The sequence below is a fragment of the Pseudomonas sp. MWU16-30317 genome (assembly GCF_020515695.1).
Lineage (GTDB): Bacteria > Pseudomonadota > Gammaproteobacteria > Pseudomonadales > Pseudomonadaceae > Aquipseudomonas.
On record NZ_JAIWJA010000001.1, the window covers coordinates 951450 to 968805 of the forward strand.

16 protein-coding genes are annotated in these 17356 nt (G+C 60.2%); 10 read left to right on the forward strand and 6 right to left on the reverse strand.

From position 1 onward, the window contains the following. Positions 1-198: 198 nt before the first annotated feature. The 3 genes from LIX93_RS04065 to LIX93_RS04075 form a co-directional block, all read right to left on the reverse strand. Positions 199-2580 carry a membrane-bound PQQ-dependent dehydrogenase, glucose/quinate/shikimate family gene (locus LIX93_RS04065; protein WP_226502705.1) on the reverse strand — a complete coding sequence of 794 codons (2382 nt, stop codon included), beginning with the start codon at positions 2578-2580 and terminating at the stop codon, positions 199-201. Between the two features lie 84 nt (positions 2581-2664). Beyond that, positions 2665-3429, reverse strand: a complete 765-nt coding sequence (locus LIX93_RS04070; protein ID WP_226502706.1) for a glucose 1-dehydrogenase — start codon at positions 3427-3429, stop codon at positions 2665-2667. A gap of 15 nt (positions 3430-3444) precedes the next feature. Further along, positions 3445-4737, reverse strand: coding sequence for a multidrug effflux MFS transporter (locus LIX93_RS04075; RefSeq protein ID WP_226502707.1), 1293 nt, complete (start codon positions 4735-4737; stop codon positions 3445-3447). Between the two features lie 296 nt (positions 4738-5033). On the opposite strand from LIX93_RS04075, the gene LIX93_RS04080 reads away from it, so the two are divergent. Beyond that, positions 5034-5525, forward strand: a complete 492-nt coding sequence (locus tag LIX93_RS04080) for a cupin domain-containing protein (protein ID WP_226502708.1) — start codon at positions 5034-5036, stop codon at positions 5523-5525. 282 nt (positions 5526-5807) lie between these two features. Here the strand turns inward: LIX93_RS04080 and LIX93_RS04085 are convergent, their stop codons facing one another. Together LIX93_RS04085 and LIX93_RS04090 are read right to left on the reverse strand one after the other, a co-directional pair. After that, entirely contained in the window at positions 5808-6716 is a 909-nt protein-coding gene (locus tag LIX93_RS04085) for a LysR family transcriptional regulator (protein WP_226502709.1), read from the reverse strand. Positions 6717-7001: 285 nt separating this feature from the next. Then, positions 7002-7928: a LysR family transcriptional regulator gene (locus LIX93_RS04090; RefSeq protein ID WP_226502710.1), complete on the reverse strand. Its 927-nt coding sequence runs from the start codon at positions 7926-7928 to the stop codon at positions 7002-7004. A 106-nt stretch (positions 7929-8034) separates the two neighbouring features. On the opposite strand from LIX93_RS04090, the gene LIX93_RS04095 reads away from it, so the two are divergent. The 3 genes from LIX93_RS04095 (at position 8035) to LIX93_RS04105 (ending at position 11077) form a co-directional block, all read left to right on the forward strand. Next, the gene (locus LIX93_RS04095; RefSeq protein WP_226502711.1) at positions 8035-9018 is read left to right on the forward strand and encodes an aldo/keto reductase; all 984 of its coding nucleotides are present in this window, start codon (positions 8035-8037) and stop codon (positions 9016-9018) included. A 195-nt stretch (positions 9019-9213) separates the two neighbouring features. Further along, positions 9214-9987: a carboxymuconolactone decarboxylase family protein gene (locus LIX93_RS04100; protein ID WP_226502712.1), complete on the forward strand. Its 774-nt coding sequence runs from the start codon at positions 9214-9216 to the stop codon at positions 9985-9987. A gap of 178 nt (positions 9988-10165) precedes the next feature. Then, entirely contained in the window at positions 10166-11077 is a 912-nt protein-coding gene (locus LIX93_RS04105) for a cation diffusion facilitator family transporter (RefSeq protein ID WP_226502713.1), read from the forward strand. A gap of 110 nt (positions 11078-11187) precedes the next feature. Here LIX93_RS04105 and LIX93_RS04110 read toward each other — a convergent pair whose 3' ends face one another. Further along, complete coding sequence (locus tag LIX93_RS04110; RefSeq protein ID WP_226502714.1) at positions 11188-12084, reverse strand: LysR substrate-binding domain-containing protein; 897 nt, start codon at positions 12082-12084, stop codon at positions 11188-11190. A gap of 174 nt (positions 12085-12258) precedes the next feature. Here LIX93_RS04110 and LIX93_RS04115 point away from each other — a divergent pair, with 174 nt between their 5' ends. Genes LIX93_RS04115 through LIX93_RS04140 form a run of 6 tightly spaced genes read left to right on the forward strand, consistent with a single transcriptional unit; the run spans position 12259 to position 17350 of the window. Further along, entirely contained in the window at positions 12259-12969 is a 711-nt protein-coding gene (locus LIX93_RS04115) for an ABC transporter permease subunit (RefSeq protein ID WP_226502715.1), read from the forward strand. Positions 12970-12983: 14 nt separating this feature from the next. Beyond that, positions 12984-13667 carry an ABC transporter permease subunit gene (locus LIX93_RS04120; protein WP_226502716.1) on the forward strand — a complete coding sequence of 228 codons (684 nt, stop codon included), beginning with the start codon at positions 12984-12986 and terminating at the stop codon, positions 13665-13667. A 15-nt stretch (positions 13668-13682) separates the two neighbouring features. Continuing rightward, positions 13683-14528: a transporter substrate-binding domain-containing protein gene (locus LIX93_RS04125; protein ID WP_226502717.1), complete on the forward strand. Its 846-nt coding sequence runs from the start codon at positions 13683-13685 to the stop codon at positions 14526-14528. Between the two features lie 30 nt (positions 14529-14558). Continuing rightward, positions 14559-15674 carry an FAD-dependent oxidoreductase gene (locus LIX93_RS04130; protein ID WP_226502718.1) on the forward strand — a complete coding sequence of 372 codons (1116 nt, stop codon included), beginning with the start codon at positions 14559-14561 and terminating at the stop codon, positions 15672-15674. Beyond that, on the forward strand, positions 15664-15981 hold the full coding sequence (locus LIX93_RS04135) for a (2Fe-2S)-binding protein (RefSeq protein ID WP_226502719.1): 318 nt from the start codon (positions 15664-15666) through the stop codon (positions 15979-15981). The genes LIX93_RS04130 and LIX93_RS04135 overlap by 11 nt, the downstream gene beginning before the upstream one ends. Beyond that, complete coding sequence (locus tag LIX93_RS04140; protein ID WP_226502720.1) at positions 15974-17350, forward strand: FAD/NAD(P)-binding oxidoreductase; 1377 nt, start codon at positions 15974-15976, stop codon at positions 17348-17350. Before LIX93_RS04135 ends, LIX93_RS04140 begins: the two co-directional genes overlap by 8 nt. Positions 17351-17356: the final 6 nt, after the last annotated feature.

The following is a 17356-nucleotide window of genomic DNA, read 5'->3' on the forward strand; positions in this document are numbered from 1 at the left end:
AACGCAGCTCCACGTAACCCGCTGATTCAGCCCCGGACATGCTTTCTGATCAATCAATATCTGTTCCGTGAAAATTACTCATGAACTGGGGGTTCCTTGCTGCCGGGCTGAGCTACAGCCCGGGTTTTGATAAAACGCCTACCTGGATTGCAATCGAGTAACGCAATCCTCCCCGTACCCGCCACCCAAGTTCGTCCATTACTGAGGCAGCGCGTACGCTACTACGTAGTCTCCCTTCATCGTCGTAGCGGAGTTTCCGCCCGCGCTGATGACAACAAACTGCCTGCCGCTTTTAGGCGAGATGTAAGTCATCGGCGTAGCTTCCGCACCAACAGGCAGGCGCCCTTTCCACAGTTCCTTGCCGGTGCGCACATCCAGTGCCCGGATATAGAAGTCCTGCGACGCGGCAATAAACACCAGGCCGGTTGACGTGGTGACTGGCCCTCCCCGCGTCGGCATGCCGATAGGCATCGGCAGATGGGTGGCTACACCCAGTGGGCCAGTGTCTTGCGTCGTTCCAAGCGGCATCGACCATGCGACCTTGCGTGTTGCCAAGTCGATAGCGCTGATGGTTCCGTACGGCGGCTCCTGGCAGGGGATCCCCAATGGCGACAGGAAACGTCCCATCTCGATCCCCCATGGCGTACCTGCCTGCGGTGCATTGCCCTCATGGCCGCCCCCTTTGACACCGGCCTCGTCATAGGCTTTGCGAGGAATCATGCGATTCCAGATGGCGACACGGGTGTCGTTCACGATCAGGTAACCGAGGTTTTCCGCGACGGAAGCCGAGCCCCAATTCATGCCGCCCAACCAGCTTGGGTACTGGATGGTCAGGCGCTCACTGGGAGGTGTGAATTCACCCTCGTAGCGAGCCTTGCGAAAATCGATACGGCAGATCAACTGGTCGATTGGCGTGAGTCCCCACATGCGCTTCTCGCTGAGGGGCTCTGTGCCGATAGCGGGCATGCCTACCGAGTAAGGTTGGGTCGGCGAACTGCGGTCGTCGGCCACGCCACCCTGGGGAACCTGACGCTCTTCGACCTTGGCGATCGGCGTGCCCGTGCGGCGGTCGAGCATGAAGATCTGCCCCCGCTTGGTCGTCTGGATCAGGGCTGGCAAGATACCGCCGTGTCCATCCGGAACATCATAAAGGGCTGGTTGAGAAGGCACGTCGTAGTCCCACCGGTCGTGATGCACGGTCTGGAAGTGCCAGCGCTCGCGCCCCGTGGCGATATCCAACGCGACAATGGAAGAGGAATAGCGGTCGTCAGCTGCAGATCTCTCGCCGCCCCAGAAGTCGGGGGTCGCATTACCTGTGGGCAAATAGATCAGCCCCAACGCGTCGTCAAAGGCAGGTGTCGACCAGACGTTGGGCGTACCCGGCGTGTAGCCCTGTCCTTCTGGGGGCTCACGGGTAATCGCAGGGTTACCCAAGTCCCATGCCCAGACAAGCGCGCCTGTGCGGACATTGAATGCGCGTACGACTCCGGAAGGCTCACCGGTTTTCTGGTTATCCCAGACCAAACCCCCAACGACGACCAGATCGCGCACAACGGTGGGGGCTGCTGTCGGAAAATAAAGCTCCTTGTAAGGGCTTCCCATACCGATCCGCAGGCTCACACTGCCGTGGTCGCCAAAGTCGGTACAAGCCTCCCCTGTTTGCGCGTCAACGGCTATCAGGCGCGCATCGACGGTGGTGGCAATGATTCGACGAGTGCAAGCGGCTGCGGGCACGGAGTTCCCGGAATCCGATGTTTGCGCAGTCGAATCGTGATAACCCACGCCGCGACAGCGCGGGTAGACGTTGTTGGTTTGCACTTTGGGATCGTGGTGCCAGATCTCCTTCCCGGTCTCGTCGTCCAGGGCAAAGAGCTGACTGGACTGAGTACAACCGTAGAGCACGCCACCAACGTGCAGCGGCGTGACCACATGGCCTTCGCTGCTACCCTTTGGGATTTCTCCCGTCCGATACGTCCAGGCGACCTTGAGGTCAGAGACGTTTTGCGCAGTGATCTTGTCCAGGACGGCGTGCCGAGTGCCTGATGGGGTATGCCCGAAGTAGCGCCAATCGGCAGCCGGCTCGACGGTGCCAACGGCTTTGCCAGGCACAGGCGTCGGTGCTCCGTCGGCTGTCTGGATTGGCTGTGGTTGCAGCGCTGCGTAAAACGTAGCTGCGAGGCCCACGGCCACCGCCAATGCGCACATATAGGAAAGCCTGGCTTTTGCAGTTTCGCGGCCAGGAGCCAGCGTAGGTATCGCCAGCAGCACCAACAGAGCGAGGACTGCCAACGCGAACAATCGAGAAAACAGCGGCCAGAAGGCCAGGCCCACATCCCATACAGCCCAGGCTATCGACGCCACGAATACCGCTAGATATAGCAAGGCACCTGACAGGCTCCGGCGCACCAGAAGGATCCCGGCTACGGTCATCCCCAACCCCGCCAGCGCGAAGTACCAGGAACCGCTTAGCGTAATGAGATAGACGCCAGCGATGAGCATGAACAGCCCTGGAAGCAGAGTGATCATACCTAGCGCAATCAGTAGCGCGCGGGCTATCCGGGATGGGTTTGTGTCCGGCATAAATGACTTCCTTGATACGCTATTGAGCATGGGTGCTCTTGGGCTTGCCTGGGCATAACTGATAAAGCGCACAGCCCAGACGGGTCAATGCATGACGAAACCGCCATCCACCGAAATGGATTGCCCGGTGACGTAGCTGGAAGTGCTACTACTCAACCACAGCACAGCGTCGGCGATTTCCTCTGGCTTGCCATGACGGCCCATGGGGATAGCCTTGACCATTCCCTCCATCGCCTCGCCCTGCCCCGCGGCCACCATGCTGTCGACCATGGGCGTCCAGATCAGCCCCGGGCATACCGCGTTGACGCGGATGTTACGGGCGGCATATTCAAGCGCGGCGCTCTTGGTCAGGCCGATCACACCGTGCTTGGCAGCGTGATAATTGGCGCGTTCTGCACCTCCCACCAAGCCTCCCAGCGAAGAACAGTTCACGATGGCGCCGCTACCTTGACGACGCATGTGTTCCAGCTCGAACTTCATGCACGCCCAGACGCCGCGAAGGTTGATGGACATCACGCGGTCATAGTCGTCGACGGTTGCGTCGGCGATTTCGGCCAGGATGTTCTGGATACCTGCGTTGTTGAACGCCGCGTCGAGTCGCCCAAATGTAGCGATGGTCTCCTTGACCATGGCCTCGACCTGATCGATGTCGGCAACATCACAGCGAAGGCCGATCGCCTTGTGGCCGGCAGCGACCAATGCCTCGGCCTGTACTCGTGCGGCGTCACCATTGACGTCTACAAGCGCAACTGCTGCCCCAGCCTGGGCGAACGCCTTGGCGGTTGCCAGACCAATACCAGAGGCTGCACCGGTGACCAGCGCAACTTTGTTTTCAAACGAAAAGCTCATCAAAAATCCTCGACTTTACAGGTGATCAGATTCAGGTCGTGCCCACAGCACACAGACTGCCGCGAGCAGACAGCCAAGTCCGCAGGCACCCACGACCAGGCCCATAGGCCAGGGGGTACCATCGGCAAACTCGGCTACCAGAGCTGAGCCCAAAATGCCGGCGCCATACTGCATTGCACCAGCGAGTGCCGATGCGGTACCGGAAAATTGGGGAAGGCAGTTCAAGGCCCCAGTGATGGCGTTTGCCAGGACAAAGCCTGTGGCTGTGACGAATACGAAACAGCCACAGATCAGCAGCGGCAGCCCGCCCCAATCGGCCCAGGTGGTGAATGCAATCAAGCCCCCAGCGATGGCCGAAATGATCCCACCCACCAACAGCACCGCATCGGCGTCATGGCGATTGAGCAATCGAGCGTTGAGCTGATTAGTCACCATCAGCCCAACGATGCCGGCCCCGAATAGCGCGCCGTACCATTGCGGATCAACATGGTGGTAAGCGATGTACGCAAAGGGCGAGCCCGCGATGTAGGCAAAAGTACCGGCGTAAAAGAACCCGCCAGTGGCGACATAGGCCAGGAACCTGGGCGTGCGCAGTAGCACGCCATAGCGCTGCACGATGGTGTGTAGCGAAGTAGGGCTGCGCCGATGAGCAGGCAAGGTTTCGGGTAAAAGTACCAGGCTGGCAAGTGTGGCCAGTCCCAGCAATACCAGGGTCCAGAAGATGGCTTGCCATGAGAACAGATGCAAAATCTGCCCGCCGACTGTGGGGCCTGCCAGCGGTGCGATTGCCATGATGGTCATCAAGGTCGACATTTTCTGCCCGGCTTGACGACCCTCATACAGATCGCGAACCATCGCCCGAGCAAGAACCACGTTTGCACAGGCGCCCAACGCTTGCACCACGCGCCAGGCAATCATGGTCGTACCATCACTGGCCAGGGCACAGCCGGCGGATCCCGCAACAAACAGCAGGCAGCCCAGCGCGACAGGCAGCCTGCGGCCATATCGATCACTGAACGGCCCCCAAAAAAGCTGTCCTGCACTGAACCCAGCAAGGTATCCGCTCACAGTTAGCGCCATCGTGCCGCCGTCTGCGTGCAACGAGCTCGCCATGATCGGCATCGCTGGCAAATAGAGGTCAGTGGAAATCGACGCGAAGGCCAGCAAGGCGCTGAGGATTAATAAAGTGCGAGTGCCGTGCTGCGGATCGTGTCCCGTTTGCGTATCTCGGGGGCGAGACTCAGCCAATGCGATCTCTCTCGCTGCGCGTTGCTTCAGGCAAAATCCGGGAAGCAGTCGTGTGCTCACGTTTGAGTCCTCTGCGGCTAGGGTCAGCGAGCGCTGATATGCGATGAAAAATTCATGTGGGCTAACGCTAATCATTGAGGGAGCCCTTGAATACCGGGCAAATTCGGGATGTGCTACTGAGCAGCACTCATCAATCGCTTGGAAGGCCGGGATAGCGCTGCGATCCGAGAGTCCGCTCGTGCGGTTAAGGATTACTGAGCTTTGCTCATCGGATCATGTTGGATTTGGCCGGTAGTACAGGTGGGGATTCTGATCTAGGTTGTCCGCTCGACCGCCTACCGAGCAGGAGCTTGCCCATGAGAGGAATAATCAAAACGTCGTCGCTGGCTGTACTGTTGTCTACGGCCATGTCAGTCCATAGCGCCGATATCCCGAAAGACCAGGCCATGGCTATCACGAGAAATGGCGAACAGGCTTCGATGATGGGAGCACCAGCCAACTTCGTCGGGAACGCACGCATTGATCCAATCTTTGCCGCACGCGCGCCGTCGACTGTCTCTGCAGGCGCTGTGACTTTCCAGCCGGGCGCGCGATCGGCCTGGCATACCCACCCGAAAGGTCAGACCCTGATCGTCACGGCGGGTGCCGGCTGGGTACAACAAGTGGGTGGTGAGAAAACCGTTATCAAACCGGGCGACGTCATCTGGACGCCGCCTGGCGTCAAACATTGGCATGGCGCTACGGCGACTACAGGGATGACCCACATTGCCATCCAGGAAGCCGTCGACGGGAAAAACGTGGAGTGGATGGAGCCAGTCAGTGAAGCGCAGTACGAGGCGTCCCGGTGAGTTTGGCTAACAGGTATCGCTTGGCTAGCAGGTATCGCACCTCCCCTGCTTCCTAGCGGTCAGCCATCGGAGAATATCGACGTCATCAAACCCGAGCAGATCGACCTGGCTTATGAACGAGTCATCGGCAAGGATGTGCGTTACCGTTTAATGATCAACTTCGCTTCCGCTCGTACGGCCTGGTACGGTCCGATCACGACGTCCGCCCTGCGCAAGCCAGCGGCCAATATATTCTTCAGATATGCGCTTGTGCGGCAGAATCGGTGATTACTGCCGCCAAGGTTACGCGCCCAACGGCTGAACTTCGCGTATGAGGTCTATCAACAGACGCAGCCCTGTCGGCAGCTGGCGATGGCTGGAAAAATACATGTGAAACCCAGGCGCTATGCTGGCCCAGTCATCCAGTACAGTGACGACCTCACCGCTGTCCACCAGCGCTTGCATCGCAGGCTCTGGGGCATACATCAGGCCAGCGCCATTGCGCACGAGCGAAAGACCTACGCGAGTCTCATCGATCGTAATCATCCCGGGTGCGGCAATCGACAGCTTTTCGGTGCCCTTCTCGAACTCCCAGTCATACATGGCGCCGTTGCCCAGACGAATGCGCAGGCAGCGATGATTGTGCAAATCGTTGGGGTGTTCAGGTATCCCGAACCGCTTGAGATATTCAGGAGTTCCCGCCACAACCCAGCGAATGTCCGGGGACAAGCGTTGGGCAATCATGTCTTCGGGAACGGTACCTCCATAACGGATACCGGCATCGTGACCGCCCCCAATGACATCGACGATAAGGTTCGTCACGGTCAGGTCGATCTGAATTTCCGGGTACCGCTCGTTGAAGATCGGCAACACAGGGCCTAGCAAAAGGTCGGCGGCGTCACTGAGGAGATTCAGACGAATACGGCCTGTGGGCTCGTCCCTGAATTTGTTCAGGATATCCATGGCATCGTCGATCTCTTTCATCGGGGTGCTAATGACCTGATGCAGCCTCTCGCCTGCATCGGTCAAAGTCACACTTCTGGTCGTTCGGTTGAGTAATCGAACACCAATTCGGGTTTCTAGCCCTTTGATGGCGTGACTCAGCGCAGAAGCACTGATCCCTACTTCTTGACCTGCGCGACTGAAGCTTTGGTGGCGAGCAATGGCGAGGAAATAGACAAAGTCGGCAAGGTTGGCGCGGCTTACGTTCATGGACGGATCTCAGCCTGGGGTAATCATTAGCAGTCCGTTGAGCTGGCTGCTGCTGGATTTTACTCAGCAGGCGATAGTCGATTAATGAGTTTTGCTCATTGAGGGGTGATGCATAGCTCATCAATATGACTTTTCAAATCGCAGTCGCTGACCACTCAGCTGGCTCCAGTGGGCACTGACGGGGCGGTGCTTGGAAAGGAGCGTCCACATACAATTCCTATCCAGAGTGCAGTTGCCGAAAATCAACAAAATATCGGCACCCTTGCTTCCTTACAGATGGTTACCTCAACCGGTGCAAGGCTGAACGAGCTCCTGTTGATCTCGTGCCCACTGCCTTACAGCGTCGGCAAACATCCTCAACGCCATGGGTGGGTGCCGGTTGGCAGGATAATAGAGACATGCGCCCGGATAGTACGGGCCCCAATCCGGCAACAGATGAACCAAACGCCCCTCACGAAGGTGATCATCGACTTGGTGCTCTGGCAGCCACGCAATACCGATTCCGGCCAGGGCTGCCTCCGTCATCAAGTTGAGGTTGTCCATCGTCATCGGCCCATCGACATCGATGCTGGCTGTTCTGCCCAAGTGGCCAAGATCCCAACGGAACAAGGTACCGCTCGCAAAACGAAATCGGATACAGCGATGGGCTTTGAGGTCATGGGGCGCTAAGGGTGCTGGGTGCAGACTGAGATATTCAGGAGAGGCCACTGCAGCAAAGCGAATGTCAGGGCCGAAACGGACGGCGATCATGTCGCGCGGAACGTCATCCAACAGGCGGATGCCCGCATCGAACCCATCAGCGACGATATCGACCAGGCGGCTGTCGGCGATGCATTCAATGTGGATTTGCGGGTTGTCCTGGAAGAACTTCGGCATCACATGACGGATCAGCGGTTTGAACGACGACTCCGACGCGCTGAGCCTGATCGTGCCCGAGGGCGTATTGCGCTCGGAGGTCACATCGTTGACGGCGCACTCCAAGTCACCGAGCAAGGGCTGGACACGATTGAACAGCTGCTCTCCGGCTTCGGTCAGCGCTACGGAGCGTGTGGTGCGGTTGAACAATCGCAGCTCAAGACGCGCTTCGAGTCCACGCATCGAATGACTGAGCGCAGAAGGCGATACGCCCAGTGTTCTCGCCGCGCCGCTGAAGCTGCGCTGTTCGGCAATGGCGACGAACGCTGTGAGCTCCGGAAGACCCGCACGGATCATTGATGAATTCCTCTCATGTAGTCATGAAACGCCAGGCCGATTGTTGAAGCACTCACAGGAATTTAAAGTGTAACTGTCAATAATCACTTTGCGAAGGAGACGAAACATGTTGAAGCGACAACTGGGCAAAAGCGGTTTGCAAGTGTCTTCAATGGGTCTGGGTTGCATGGGCCTGAGCTTCGCTTATGGCCCTGCCTTGGAAAAGAAAGCCGCCATCACCCTGCTCCGAGATGCGTTCGACAAAGGTGTCAATTTCTTCGACAGCGCTGAAGCCTATGGCCCCTACACCAACGAAGAATTGCTGGGCGAAGCATTGGCGCCGATCCGAGACCAGGTGATCATCGCCACAAAATTCGGCTTCAAAAATGGTGTGCCAAGCGAAGGTCTGGATAGCCGCCCCGAAACTATCAAAGCAGTTGTCGAGGCCTCCCTCAAGAGATTGAAAACCGACCGTATCGAACTGCTCTACCAACACCGCGTCGACCCCCAGGTGCCGATTGAAGAAGTGGCAGGCACAGTCAAGCAGCTGGTCGAAGAAGGGAAAGTCTTGCATTTCGGGATGTCAGAAGCGGGCCCTGATGCGATTCGACGTGCACATGCGGTGCTTCCAGTCGCAGCCCTGCAGAGCGAATATTCCTTGTGGTGGCGCGAACCAGAGGAGCAGATTTTTCCCTTGCTTGAAGAACTGGGTATTGGCTTCGTCCCCTTCAGCCCACTGGGTAAAGGCTTTCTGACCGGCGCCATCGATGCCGATACGAAATTCGCCGCTGATGACTTCCGTAATCAAGTCCCCCGCTTCACTGAAGAAAATCGCAAGGCGAATGCCAAGCTGGTCGAGGTGCTGGGGCAAATTGCCGAGGGCAAAGACGCGACCCGAGCTCAAGTCGCCATCGCCTGGCTGCTGGCACAGAAACCTTGGATCGTACCCATCCCAGGTACCACCAAGCTGAATCGACTAGAGGAAAACGTTGGGTCTGCAAACGTCTTGCTCAGCAGTAGCGATTTGACAGCCATTGCCGAAGCACTTGAGCAAATCAAGGTAGTGGGCGACCGCTATCCGGCCCATCTGCAAAAGAACGTCAATCGCTAACGCGCCCTTCCCCTATGCCGTATGACGTGCGACCAGTCGATCGCATGGAGCGCGCCGATGTGCGCCATCGCTTCGTGATCGACATGAGTTCATTGCCGGCACCAGAGCAGGCTTGATCAAGCAGCGCTCACGTCGTCCACAGGCACTGAATATCAAAACCTGTGGACACACCGACTCCCCAAGCAGGAACGTCCGATGAAACTGCTCACCGCCACGACTTTCGCTACCCTCTTGTTTTCCGCTGTAGTTGATGCTGACCAAGCACAACCACGGCCGGATCCCAAGCCATCGCCCGACGTGCTGGAAGTAACCCCCCAGCTCTACAAATACACCACTGATTTATTGTTTGGAGATGTCTGGAAGCGCGAAGAGCTGATCCCTCGGGATCGCAGCCTCATCACCCTATCCGCCCTGATTGCCAACGGCCAGATTCCACAACTGACCGGGCACATGAAACTGGGGCTCGATAATGGCCTCAAAGCCAGTGAGATCAGTGCACTGATTACTCATCTAGCGTTCTATTCCGGTTGGCCAAACGCGATGTCAGCCGCTGGTGTGGCCAAGCAGATCTTCAGTGAGCGCAACATTCCGGCAGATCAAATAGTACCGCCCACCACAGCACCGTTAACGCTCGACCCAGAGAGTGAAACTAAACGCCGTGCAGCTGTAGAGGCAGGTGTAGGTGACGTTGCACCAGAACTGGCGCGGTACACCAATGATGTGTTGTTCGGTGACCTTTGGCGGCAAAGCAGTCTCAGTGCTCGCGATCGTAGCTTGGTCACGGTTGCGGCGCTGATCTCACAGGGTCAGGCGGCTCAACTGCCCTTCCACCTCAATCGAGCGATGGACAACGGCCTCACGCAAGCTCAGGCCGCCGAAGTCGTAACACATTTGGCTTTCTATGTAGGCTGGCCCAAAGCGATGTCCGCTGTGCCGGTGCTAAAGCAAGTGTTTACGTCCCGCAACTAGGACTGATTACCGCGTGTGACGCTCTATATCATTGGATACCCGGAGGATATCCGCCATAACCGCCATGGCGAACTCCGCCGGGGTCTTTCCAAGCATTCCTGATCGCAGCCTGAACACACCGATGCCAGGCTGGTCACAGACTTGCACTAACCCATCGACAATCGCTAAGGATCCACTTATGAGTGCAGGTCACAATCATGCTCAAGTCCGCGCGGGGCACGAGAAAAAACTGCTTGCGGCCCTACTGCTGACGACAGCGTTCATGATCGCCGAGATCGTCGGCGGGCTGGTGACCGGCAGCCTCGCCCTCCTCTCGGACGCTGCGCACATGTTCACTGACTCTGCGGCGTTGGCGATTTCACTGATCGCCTTCCAGATCGCCAAGAAACCCGCTGATCGCATGCGTACTTTCGGCTACGCACGGTTCGAGATTCTGGCCTCGGCCTTCAATGCGATTCTGCTGTTTTTGGTGGCGCTCTACATTCTGTACGAGGCCTACCAGCGGTTGGTAGAGCCTTCACCGATCCAGTCGACAGGCATGTTGATCATCGCAGTGCTCGGCCTTTTGGTGAACCTTATTTCGATGCGGATATTAGCCTCGGCAAGCGGTGACAGCTTGAACATGAAAGGCGCCTACCTGGAGGTCTGGAGCGACATGCTCGGCTCCATGGGCGTGATCGTTGCCGCGATCCTGATTCGCTTCACAGGCTGGACATGGGTCGATTCCCTGGTGGCTGCAGGCATTGGCCTATGGGTGCTTCCGCGCACCTGGACGCTGTTGAGGGAAAGCATGAACGTGTTGCTTGAAGGTGTCCCGAACGGGATTGACCTGGAACAGGTCGAGCAGGCGATTCTAGCGGTGGATGGGGTAAAAGCCGTTCACGATCTCCACGTGTGGTCGGTGACCAGCGCGAAAAACGTGATGAGCGTACACGTGGTGATAGCCGCCAGTGCCGCCGATGGCCAAGATATTCTGGGCAGGGTCACCGAATCCGTCAGCCACAGTTTCGAGATCGATCACTGCACCATCCAGCTTGAACATGACGGCTTTCATGCCGCAGAGCACGGCGAAGAAGGCCACCACCATTGATGGTGTGCCTGCGGCGTCCAACGCCGCAGGCGACGGTCAAGCCTTTACACCGCGTCCTCGGATTTCGCGCCGTAAAACTGGCTTCTCGGCGTGGCGCCTAGGGGGCTCGATCACAGCGTGTGATGTTCACCGTTGCCGGCAAACACCAGAAATTCTTCCGCGAACCTTTGCACCAATCCTTGTCGCGGTGCATTTTCCGAGCGAATCACCAGAAACCCGGTATCCACTCGCACGCTCAGAGGCTTGCTGACCACGCCCCGGCCAATGAATTGCTGCGCCGTGGGCGGGTCGACGATGCTCACTCCCAGCCCCTGCGCAACCAGTGCGCACGCGGTGTAGGACAGGCCGGTTTCCAGATGGGCCTGCCGCGGTACCTCGGCAAGCGCCAAGGTCACACCGGCCGCGAATAGCGAACCAGGCGCCACGGCGATCACGCACTCACCGCTGAGATCCGCAGGCTCTACCACGGCGACCCCCGCCAGTCGATGCTCGGCGGGTACCACGACCACCGCATCCATGGGCACCGCCTGGATGTTCAGCCCATGACGGTTCAGCGGCCCCTCCGCATAACCGATATCCGCCTGCCCGGATGCCACCATTTCCGCCACCAGGTGGGATGGCACCCCCAGCAGGCTGACCTGCAGCTCCGGCCGGGGCGCCAGGAAGCGGGCGAGAAACACCGGCAACAGGGTATTGGCCACCGCCGGCATCGCCGCGATACGCAGCGACCCCGCCGTCTGTTCATCGATGCCACGGGCGACGCGGGCTATGCGCTCCAGGCCGATAAACGAGCGCTCGATCTCGGGAATCAATGCACTGGCCTGCGCGGTCGGCTGCAAATGATTGCCACGGCGCTCGAACAGGGCGAAACCCAAGGCCTCTTCCATGTCCCGCACCAGCCGTGTGACCGCCGGCTGCGTGACAGACATGAGATGAGCCCCGCTGGTCATGCTGCCGGTGCGCATCACCGCGCGAAACGCTTCGACCTGACGAAGAGTGAGCCGCATGCATCCTCCATAACATCCAGTCATTCTGAATCAAGATAAATTGATTATGGATTATGCCTGCGCCGTGAGAGATTCACTCCAGATTATTTCGAGATGGCGCCATGAGCGTCACCCAGGCGGCAACTGCGGTTTCTATCTGCCCTTGATCAAGCGGTCCTCCACCAGGGGCACTCCATGACGTTTTGGCAAACGATGGGTTTTGGCGAGCAAGGCTGGGCGGCCGACATGTTATTGGCGACGCTCATGAGCTGTGCCATCGCCTTTTGCGGATTCGCCTGCGGCGGCCTGATCGGGGGCGTCGGATGCTGGGCAAAACGCTCGCGATTCAGATCACTGCGGGCGCTGGCCGACCTCTATACCACCGTGCTGCGCGGCGTCCCGGATCTGCTGATCATCTACCTGTTCTATTTCGGCAGCAGCATGGTGTTGACCCAGGCGGCTCGTGAACTGGGGCTGGAAAGCTTCGTCGGCTTACCGCCCTTTCTAGTGGGCGTGGTGGCGATCGCCGTGGTGTCGGGTGCCTATCAGATCGAAGTCCTGCGCGGCGCCATGGGCTGCGTACCGCGCGGCACCCTTGAAGCGGGACGTGCGCTGGGGTTGGACGGTGCCAGGTTGTTGCTGCTGGTCATCGCTCCGCAGGCGTTGCGATTCGCCCTGCCGGGGCTGGCCAATGTCTGGTTGCTGGTGCTCAAGGAGTCGGCCTTGATCAGCGTGGTGGGTATGGTCGAGTTGATGCGCCAGGCGCAGATCGGCGCGGGCGCGACGCACCAGCCCTTTTGGTTCTACGGCACTGCGGGCGCGCTGTATCTGCTGGTCAGTGTCAGCAGCAGCCAGTGCCTGGGCCGCCTGGAACGGCGGCTGGCGCTGCCATCTGGGGGCCAGTGATGGATGGGTCGTTCATGCTCGACTGCTTCCTGCAACTGCTCAAGGGGTTGCCCCTGACCCTCAGGCTGGCCGCGTGCGCCTGCCTGGCGGGCTTTGCCCTGGCCTGGCTGCTTTGCGCCATGCGCCTCTCGGGCAAGCGCTGGCTGGACGTCCCGGCATGGTTGTTGGTTGAAGTGTTCCGTGGCACGCCCTTGCTGGTGCAGCTGTTCATCATCTACTACGGCTTCAGCCAGTCTGCCTGGCTGCGCGCCAGCTTCGCCTGGCCCTACCTGCGCGACGCCTACTGGTGCGCCCTGCTGGCGCTGACCCTCAACACTGCAGCCTACACCAGTGAAATCCTGCGCGGCGGCGTCAAGGCCGTCGCTGCGGGGCAACAGGAAGCCGCCGCAGCCCTGGCCCTGAGTCGCTGGCAAATCTGGCGCCACGTGATCTGGCCGCTGGCCTGGCGGCAGATGCTGCCCGCCTACGGCAACGAAGTGATCCTGATGATCAAGGCGACCTCGCTCGCCTCCATCGTCACGCTTATGGAAGTCACCGGCATCGCCGCCCGCCTGGTCTCGCAAAGCTATCGGCCGGTGGAAGTGTTCGTGTGTGCCGGGGCCTTGTACCTGCTGATCAATTTTTCCATCACCCGTGTGGTGATGTGGCTCGAACGTCGTCTGCACCGCGACCGCGTGGTGTCTACCCATTCGCACTGAAACGAGGAACCGCCAATGATCCGCAACTCTTTGCTGGGCACAGTGTTAGGGCTGTCGCTCAGTAGCTTGATGGCCCACGCCGATGACGCGCCGGTGCTGAAAATCGCCACCGAGGGCGCCTATGCCCCCTGGAACTTCATCAAGCCCGGTGGGCAGCTCGACGGCTTTGAAATCGACCTGGCCCATGAGCTCTGCGCGCGCATCAAGGCCAAATGCGAAGTCGTGGCGCAGGACTGGGACGGGCTGATCCCCTCACTCAATGCCGGCAAGTTCGACGCGATCATGGCGGGCATGAGCATCACTGAAAAACGCCAGCAGGTGATTGGCTTCAGCCGCCCGTACGCGGCGCCACTCAATGGCTTGCTGGTGATGGGCGACGGCCCGCTGGCCGCCTTGCCCGACGCAAAGGCCACCTTTGATCTGGACAGCGACGAAGCCGGCGCCAAGGCCTGGGTGACGAAAATGACACCGCTGCTCAAAGGCAAGGTACTGGGTGTACAGGGCTCGACCACGGCGTCAGCGTTCGCAGATAAATACCTCTCCGGATTGATGGACGTGCGTGAATACAAAACCGTCGACGCCCACAACCTCGATTTGGTCAGTGGTCGCATCGACGCGGTGCTGGCCAACGCGGTGGTGCTCAAGCTCGCCACCGAGCAAGCATCGATGCAGGGCGCGAAAATGGCCGGGCCGATCTTCGCCGGTGGGGTCTTCGGGCCCGGTATCGCCATAGGTGTGCGCAAGGATGACAGCGCCCTCAAAGCGCGTCTCGACCAGGCCATCAGCGAAGAAATCGCTGACGGCAGCCTGAAGAAACTTTCCGAAAAATGGCTGAAGCTCGATGTCACTCCTCTCAAGTAACACTTGTGCAAGAAACAGGAGCGCAGCTCGATGACGACGCCGAGGATTTGTGTCATTGGCGGCGGCCTGGTGGGCATGGCCCTGGCGTATGGCCTGGCCTGCGCCGGCGAGTCGGTGTGCCTGCTGGATCAGGGCGATGTCGCCTGGCGTGCGGCGCGCGGCAACTTCGGACTGGTATGGGTACAGGGCAAGGGCTTTGGCCTGCCTGCCTACGCACGCTGGACGCGGACCTCGGCCGCCCTGTGGCCACGGCTGGCCCAGGACTTGATGGCGGACACCGGCATTGACGTACACCTGCACCAACCCGGCGGCTTTCAGCTATGCCTGGATGCCGCCGAGCTGGAAGAGGAAGTACGGCGCCTGAGCTGGCTGCGCGAAGCAGTGGGCAGCGACTACCGCTTCGAGGTCCTCGACCCCGTGCAACTGCGCCAGCGCCTGCCCGGCGCAGGCCCCACCTTGGCCGGTGCCTGCTATTGCCCCGACGATGGCCACGTCAATCCATTGCTGCTGTTACGGGCGTTGAGCACCGCCATGCAAAAGCGCGGAGTGATCTTGCATACCCATGCCAACGTGCAGCGTATCGAACGCGCTGGCGACGCTTATCGGCTGTCGGGCGAGGGGCGCGAGTGGACCGCCGAGCGCGTGATCTTCGCCGCCGGGCTGGGCAACCGTGCACTGGCGGCGCAGGTAGGGCTGAACATCGAGGTGCAACCCAACCGCGGACAGATCCTGGTCACCGAGCGGATTGCACCGTTCCTGCACTACCCCACCAGTTACGTCCGCCAGACCGCCGAAGGCAGCGTGCAGCTGGGCGACTCCCATGAAGCCGTGGGGTTGGATGACGGTGTGAGCCGAGGCGTCATGGCCGATCTGGCGCAGCGGGCCGTGCGCTGTTTCCCCCTGCTGGCCAAGGTTCAGGTGGTCCGCACCTGGAGCGCATTGCGGGTACTGAGCCCCGATGGCTTTCCGATTTATCAAGAGTCCCGCGAAGCACCCGGTGTATTCGCCACCACGTGCCACAGCGGCGTGACCCTCGCCGCCGCGCACGCATTCGTGCTGTCGCCGTGGCTGGCCGGGGGGCCTGCTCCGCACGCCATAGCGGCTTTCAACGACCAGCGGTTCAAGGAGCATGGCCATGGGCGCTGAGCCTTTATTTACCAGCCTCGATGGCGATGATCAGGTGCGGGTCAACATCGAGTTCGACGGACAAGCGATAAGCGTGCTCGATAACGTGCCGTTGGCCAGTGCATTGCTCGAAGCTGGCGTCGAATATACCCGCCGCCACCCGGTCAGCGCCGCGCCGCGCAACGCCTATTGCATGATGGGGGTGTGCTTCGAGTGCCTGGTGTCGATCGAGGGGGTTTTGCAGCAGGCTTGCCAGGTCCCGACGCGCTCCGGGCTGTGCGTCAGCCGGTACGCTATCCATCCGGCCGAGGAGGCAAGCGATGAGTGAATCGATCGATGTGCTGATCGTCGGTGCCGGTCCGGCGGGCATGGCGGCAGCGCTGCAGTTGCACGCATTGGGCGTGCAGGTGCGCGTGCTGGACGACCAGGCCGGTCCGGGCGGGCAAATCTATCGCGGTGTCCATCAAGCCTCGGGCAAACGCAGTGCCGTACTGGGTGCGGACTACCAGGAAGGGATCGGCCAGGTGCGCCGGTTTCTGGCCAGCGGCATCGACTATGTTGCACTTGCCTCGGTGTGGTTGATCACGCCAGAACGGGAGGTGCACTACCGCGTGGACGGTCAACTGCGCCGGGTCAAGGCGCAGAAGGTCTTGCTGTGCAGCGGCGCTTATGAACGGCCGATGCCGTTGCCAGGCTGGACGCTGCCGGGGGTGATGACCGCAGGCGCTGCGCAGATCCAACTCAAGGGCGCGGGCCAGATCCCGGCCTGCCCCGTGGTGATGGTGGGCAGCGGCCCATTGTTCTACCTGCTGGCGTGGCAATTCTTGCGCGCCGGGGTGCGCATCGAAGCACTGGTCGACACCGCCAGCCCCCTGGACCTTTTGCGGGCGCTGCGCCATTTGCCTCGGGCGCTGGGCAATCTGCGGCAACTGGGCAAGGGCCTGAAATTGTTGTACGCCCTGCGCCGGGCTGCGGTGCCCTGGTTTCGTGCGGCCAGTGGCGTGCGGATCGAAGGTCAGGCCCACGCCGAAGGGGTCAGCTTTGTCAGTGGCGGCCGGTCTCATCGTTTCTCCAGCCGACTGGTGCTGCTTCATCAAGGCGTCGTACCCAATACTCAGCCGACCTTGGCACTGCGCGCGGCCCATCGCTGGGATGAGCAACGTCAATGCTGGGTCGCAGAGCAGAGCGACTGGGGAGAACTGAGCGTGGCCGGCTGCTTTGTAGCCGGCGATGGCGGTGGTATCGAAGGTGCCGAAGCGGCAGCGATACAGGGCAGGATCACCGCGATCGGTATTGCCCTGGCGTTGCAACGGCTCACACCCGAGCAAGCGCAGAGCCTGGCAGGGCCCGAGCGCAAGCGCCTGGCCCAGGTGCGCAGCGCGCGGCCGTTTCTGGACGCCCTGTACCCACCGCAGCGCGACTACCTGGCCCCCGCCGACGAGACCATCGTATGCCGCTGTGAAGACGTTACCGCAGGCGCCATCCGTCAGTACGCGGCGCTCGGCTGCCAGGGGCCGAACCAGACCAAAGCCTATGGACGCTGCGGCATGGGGCCTTGCCAGGGTCGTCAATGCGGCTTGTCAGTGACGCGCCTGCTGGCCGACGCCCTCGGCGTCAGCCCGGCCGAAGTGGGTTACTACCGCATCCGCCCTCCCCTCAAGCCCATCACCTTGGGCGACCTGGCCAACGAACAATGAATTGCC

Coding starts and splice junctions, on each gene's coding strand:
- LIX93_RS04110 (WP_226502714.1), bottom strand. CDS start 12,084: ATGCGGCTCACTCTTCGTCAGGTCGAAGCGTTTCGCGCGGTGATGCGC.
- LIX93_RS04125 (WP_226502717.1), top strand. CDS start 13,683: ATGATCCGCAACTCTTTGCTGGGCACAGTGTTAGGGCTGTCGCTCAGT.
- LIX93_RS04095 (WP_226502711.1), top strand. CDS start 8,035: ATGTTGAAGCGACAACTGGGCAAAAGCGGTTTGCAAGTGTCTTCAATG.
- LIX93_RS04130 (WP_226502718.1), top strand. CDS start 14,559: ATGACGACGCCGAGGATTTGTGTCATTGGCGGCGGCCTGGTGGGCATG.
- LIX93_RS04100 (WP_226502712.1), top strand. CDS start 9,214: ATGAAACTGCTCACCGCCACGACTTTCGCTACCCTCTTGTTTTCCGCT.
- LIX93_RS04140 (WP_226502720.1), top strand. CDS start 15,974: ATGAGTGAATCGATCGATGTGCTGATCGTCGGTGCCGGTCCGGCGGGC.
- LIX93_RS04085 (WP_226502709.1), bottom strand. CDS start 6,716: ATGAACGTAAGCCGCGCCAACCTTGCCGACTTTGTCTATTTCCTCGCC.
- LIX93_RS04115 (WP_226502715.1), top strand. CDS start 12,259: ATGACGTTTTGGCAAACGATGGGTTTTGGCGAGCAAGGCTGGGCGGCC.
- LIX93_RS04105 (WP_226502713.1), top strand. CDS start 10,166: ATGAGTGCAGGTCACAATCATGCTCAAGTCCGCGCGGGGCACGAGAAA.
- LIX93_RS04135 (WP_226502719.1), top strand. CDS start 15,664: ATGGGCGCTGAGCCTTTATTTACCAGCCTCGATGGCGATGATCAGGTG.
- LIX93_RS04065 (WP_226502705.1), bottom strand. CDS start 2,580: ATGCCGGACACAAACCCATCCCGGATAGCCCGCGCGCTACTGATTGCG.
- LIX93_RS04070 (WP_226502706.1), bottom strand. CDS start 3,429: ATGAGCTTTTCGTTTGAAAACAAAGTTGCGCTGGTCACCGGTGCAGCC.
- LIX93_RS04120 (WP_226502716.1), top strand. CDS start 12,984: ATGCTCGACTGCTTCCTGCAACTGCTCAAGGGGTTGCCCCTGACCCTC.
- LIX93_RS04080 (WP_226502708.1), top strand. CDS start 5,034: ATGAGAGGAATAATCAAAACGTCGTCGCTGGCTGTACTGTTGTCTACG.
- LIX93_RS04090 (WP_226502710.1), bottom strand. CDS start 7,928: ATGATCCGTGCGGGTCTTCCGGAGCTCACAGCGTTCGTCGCCATTGCC.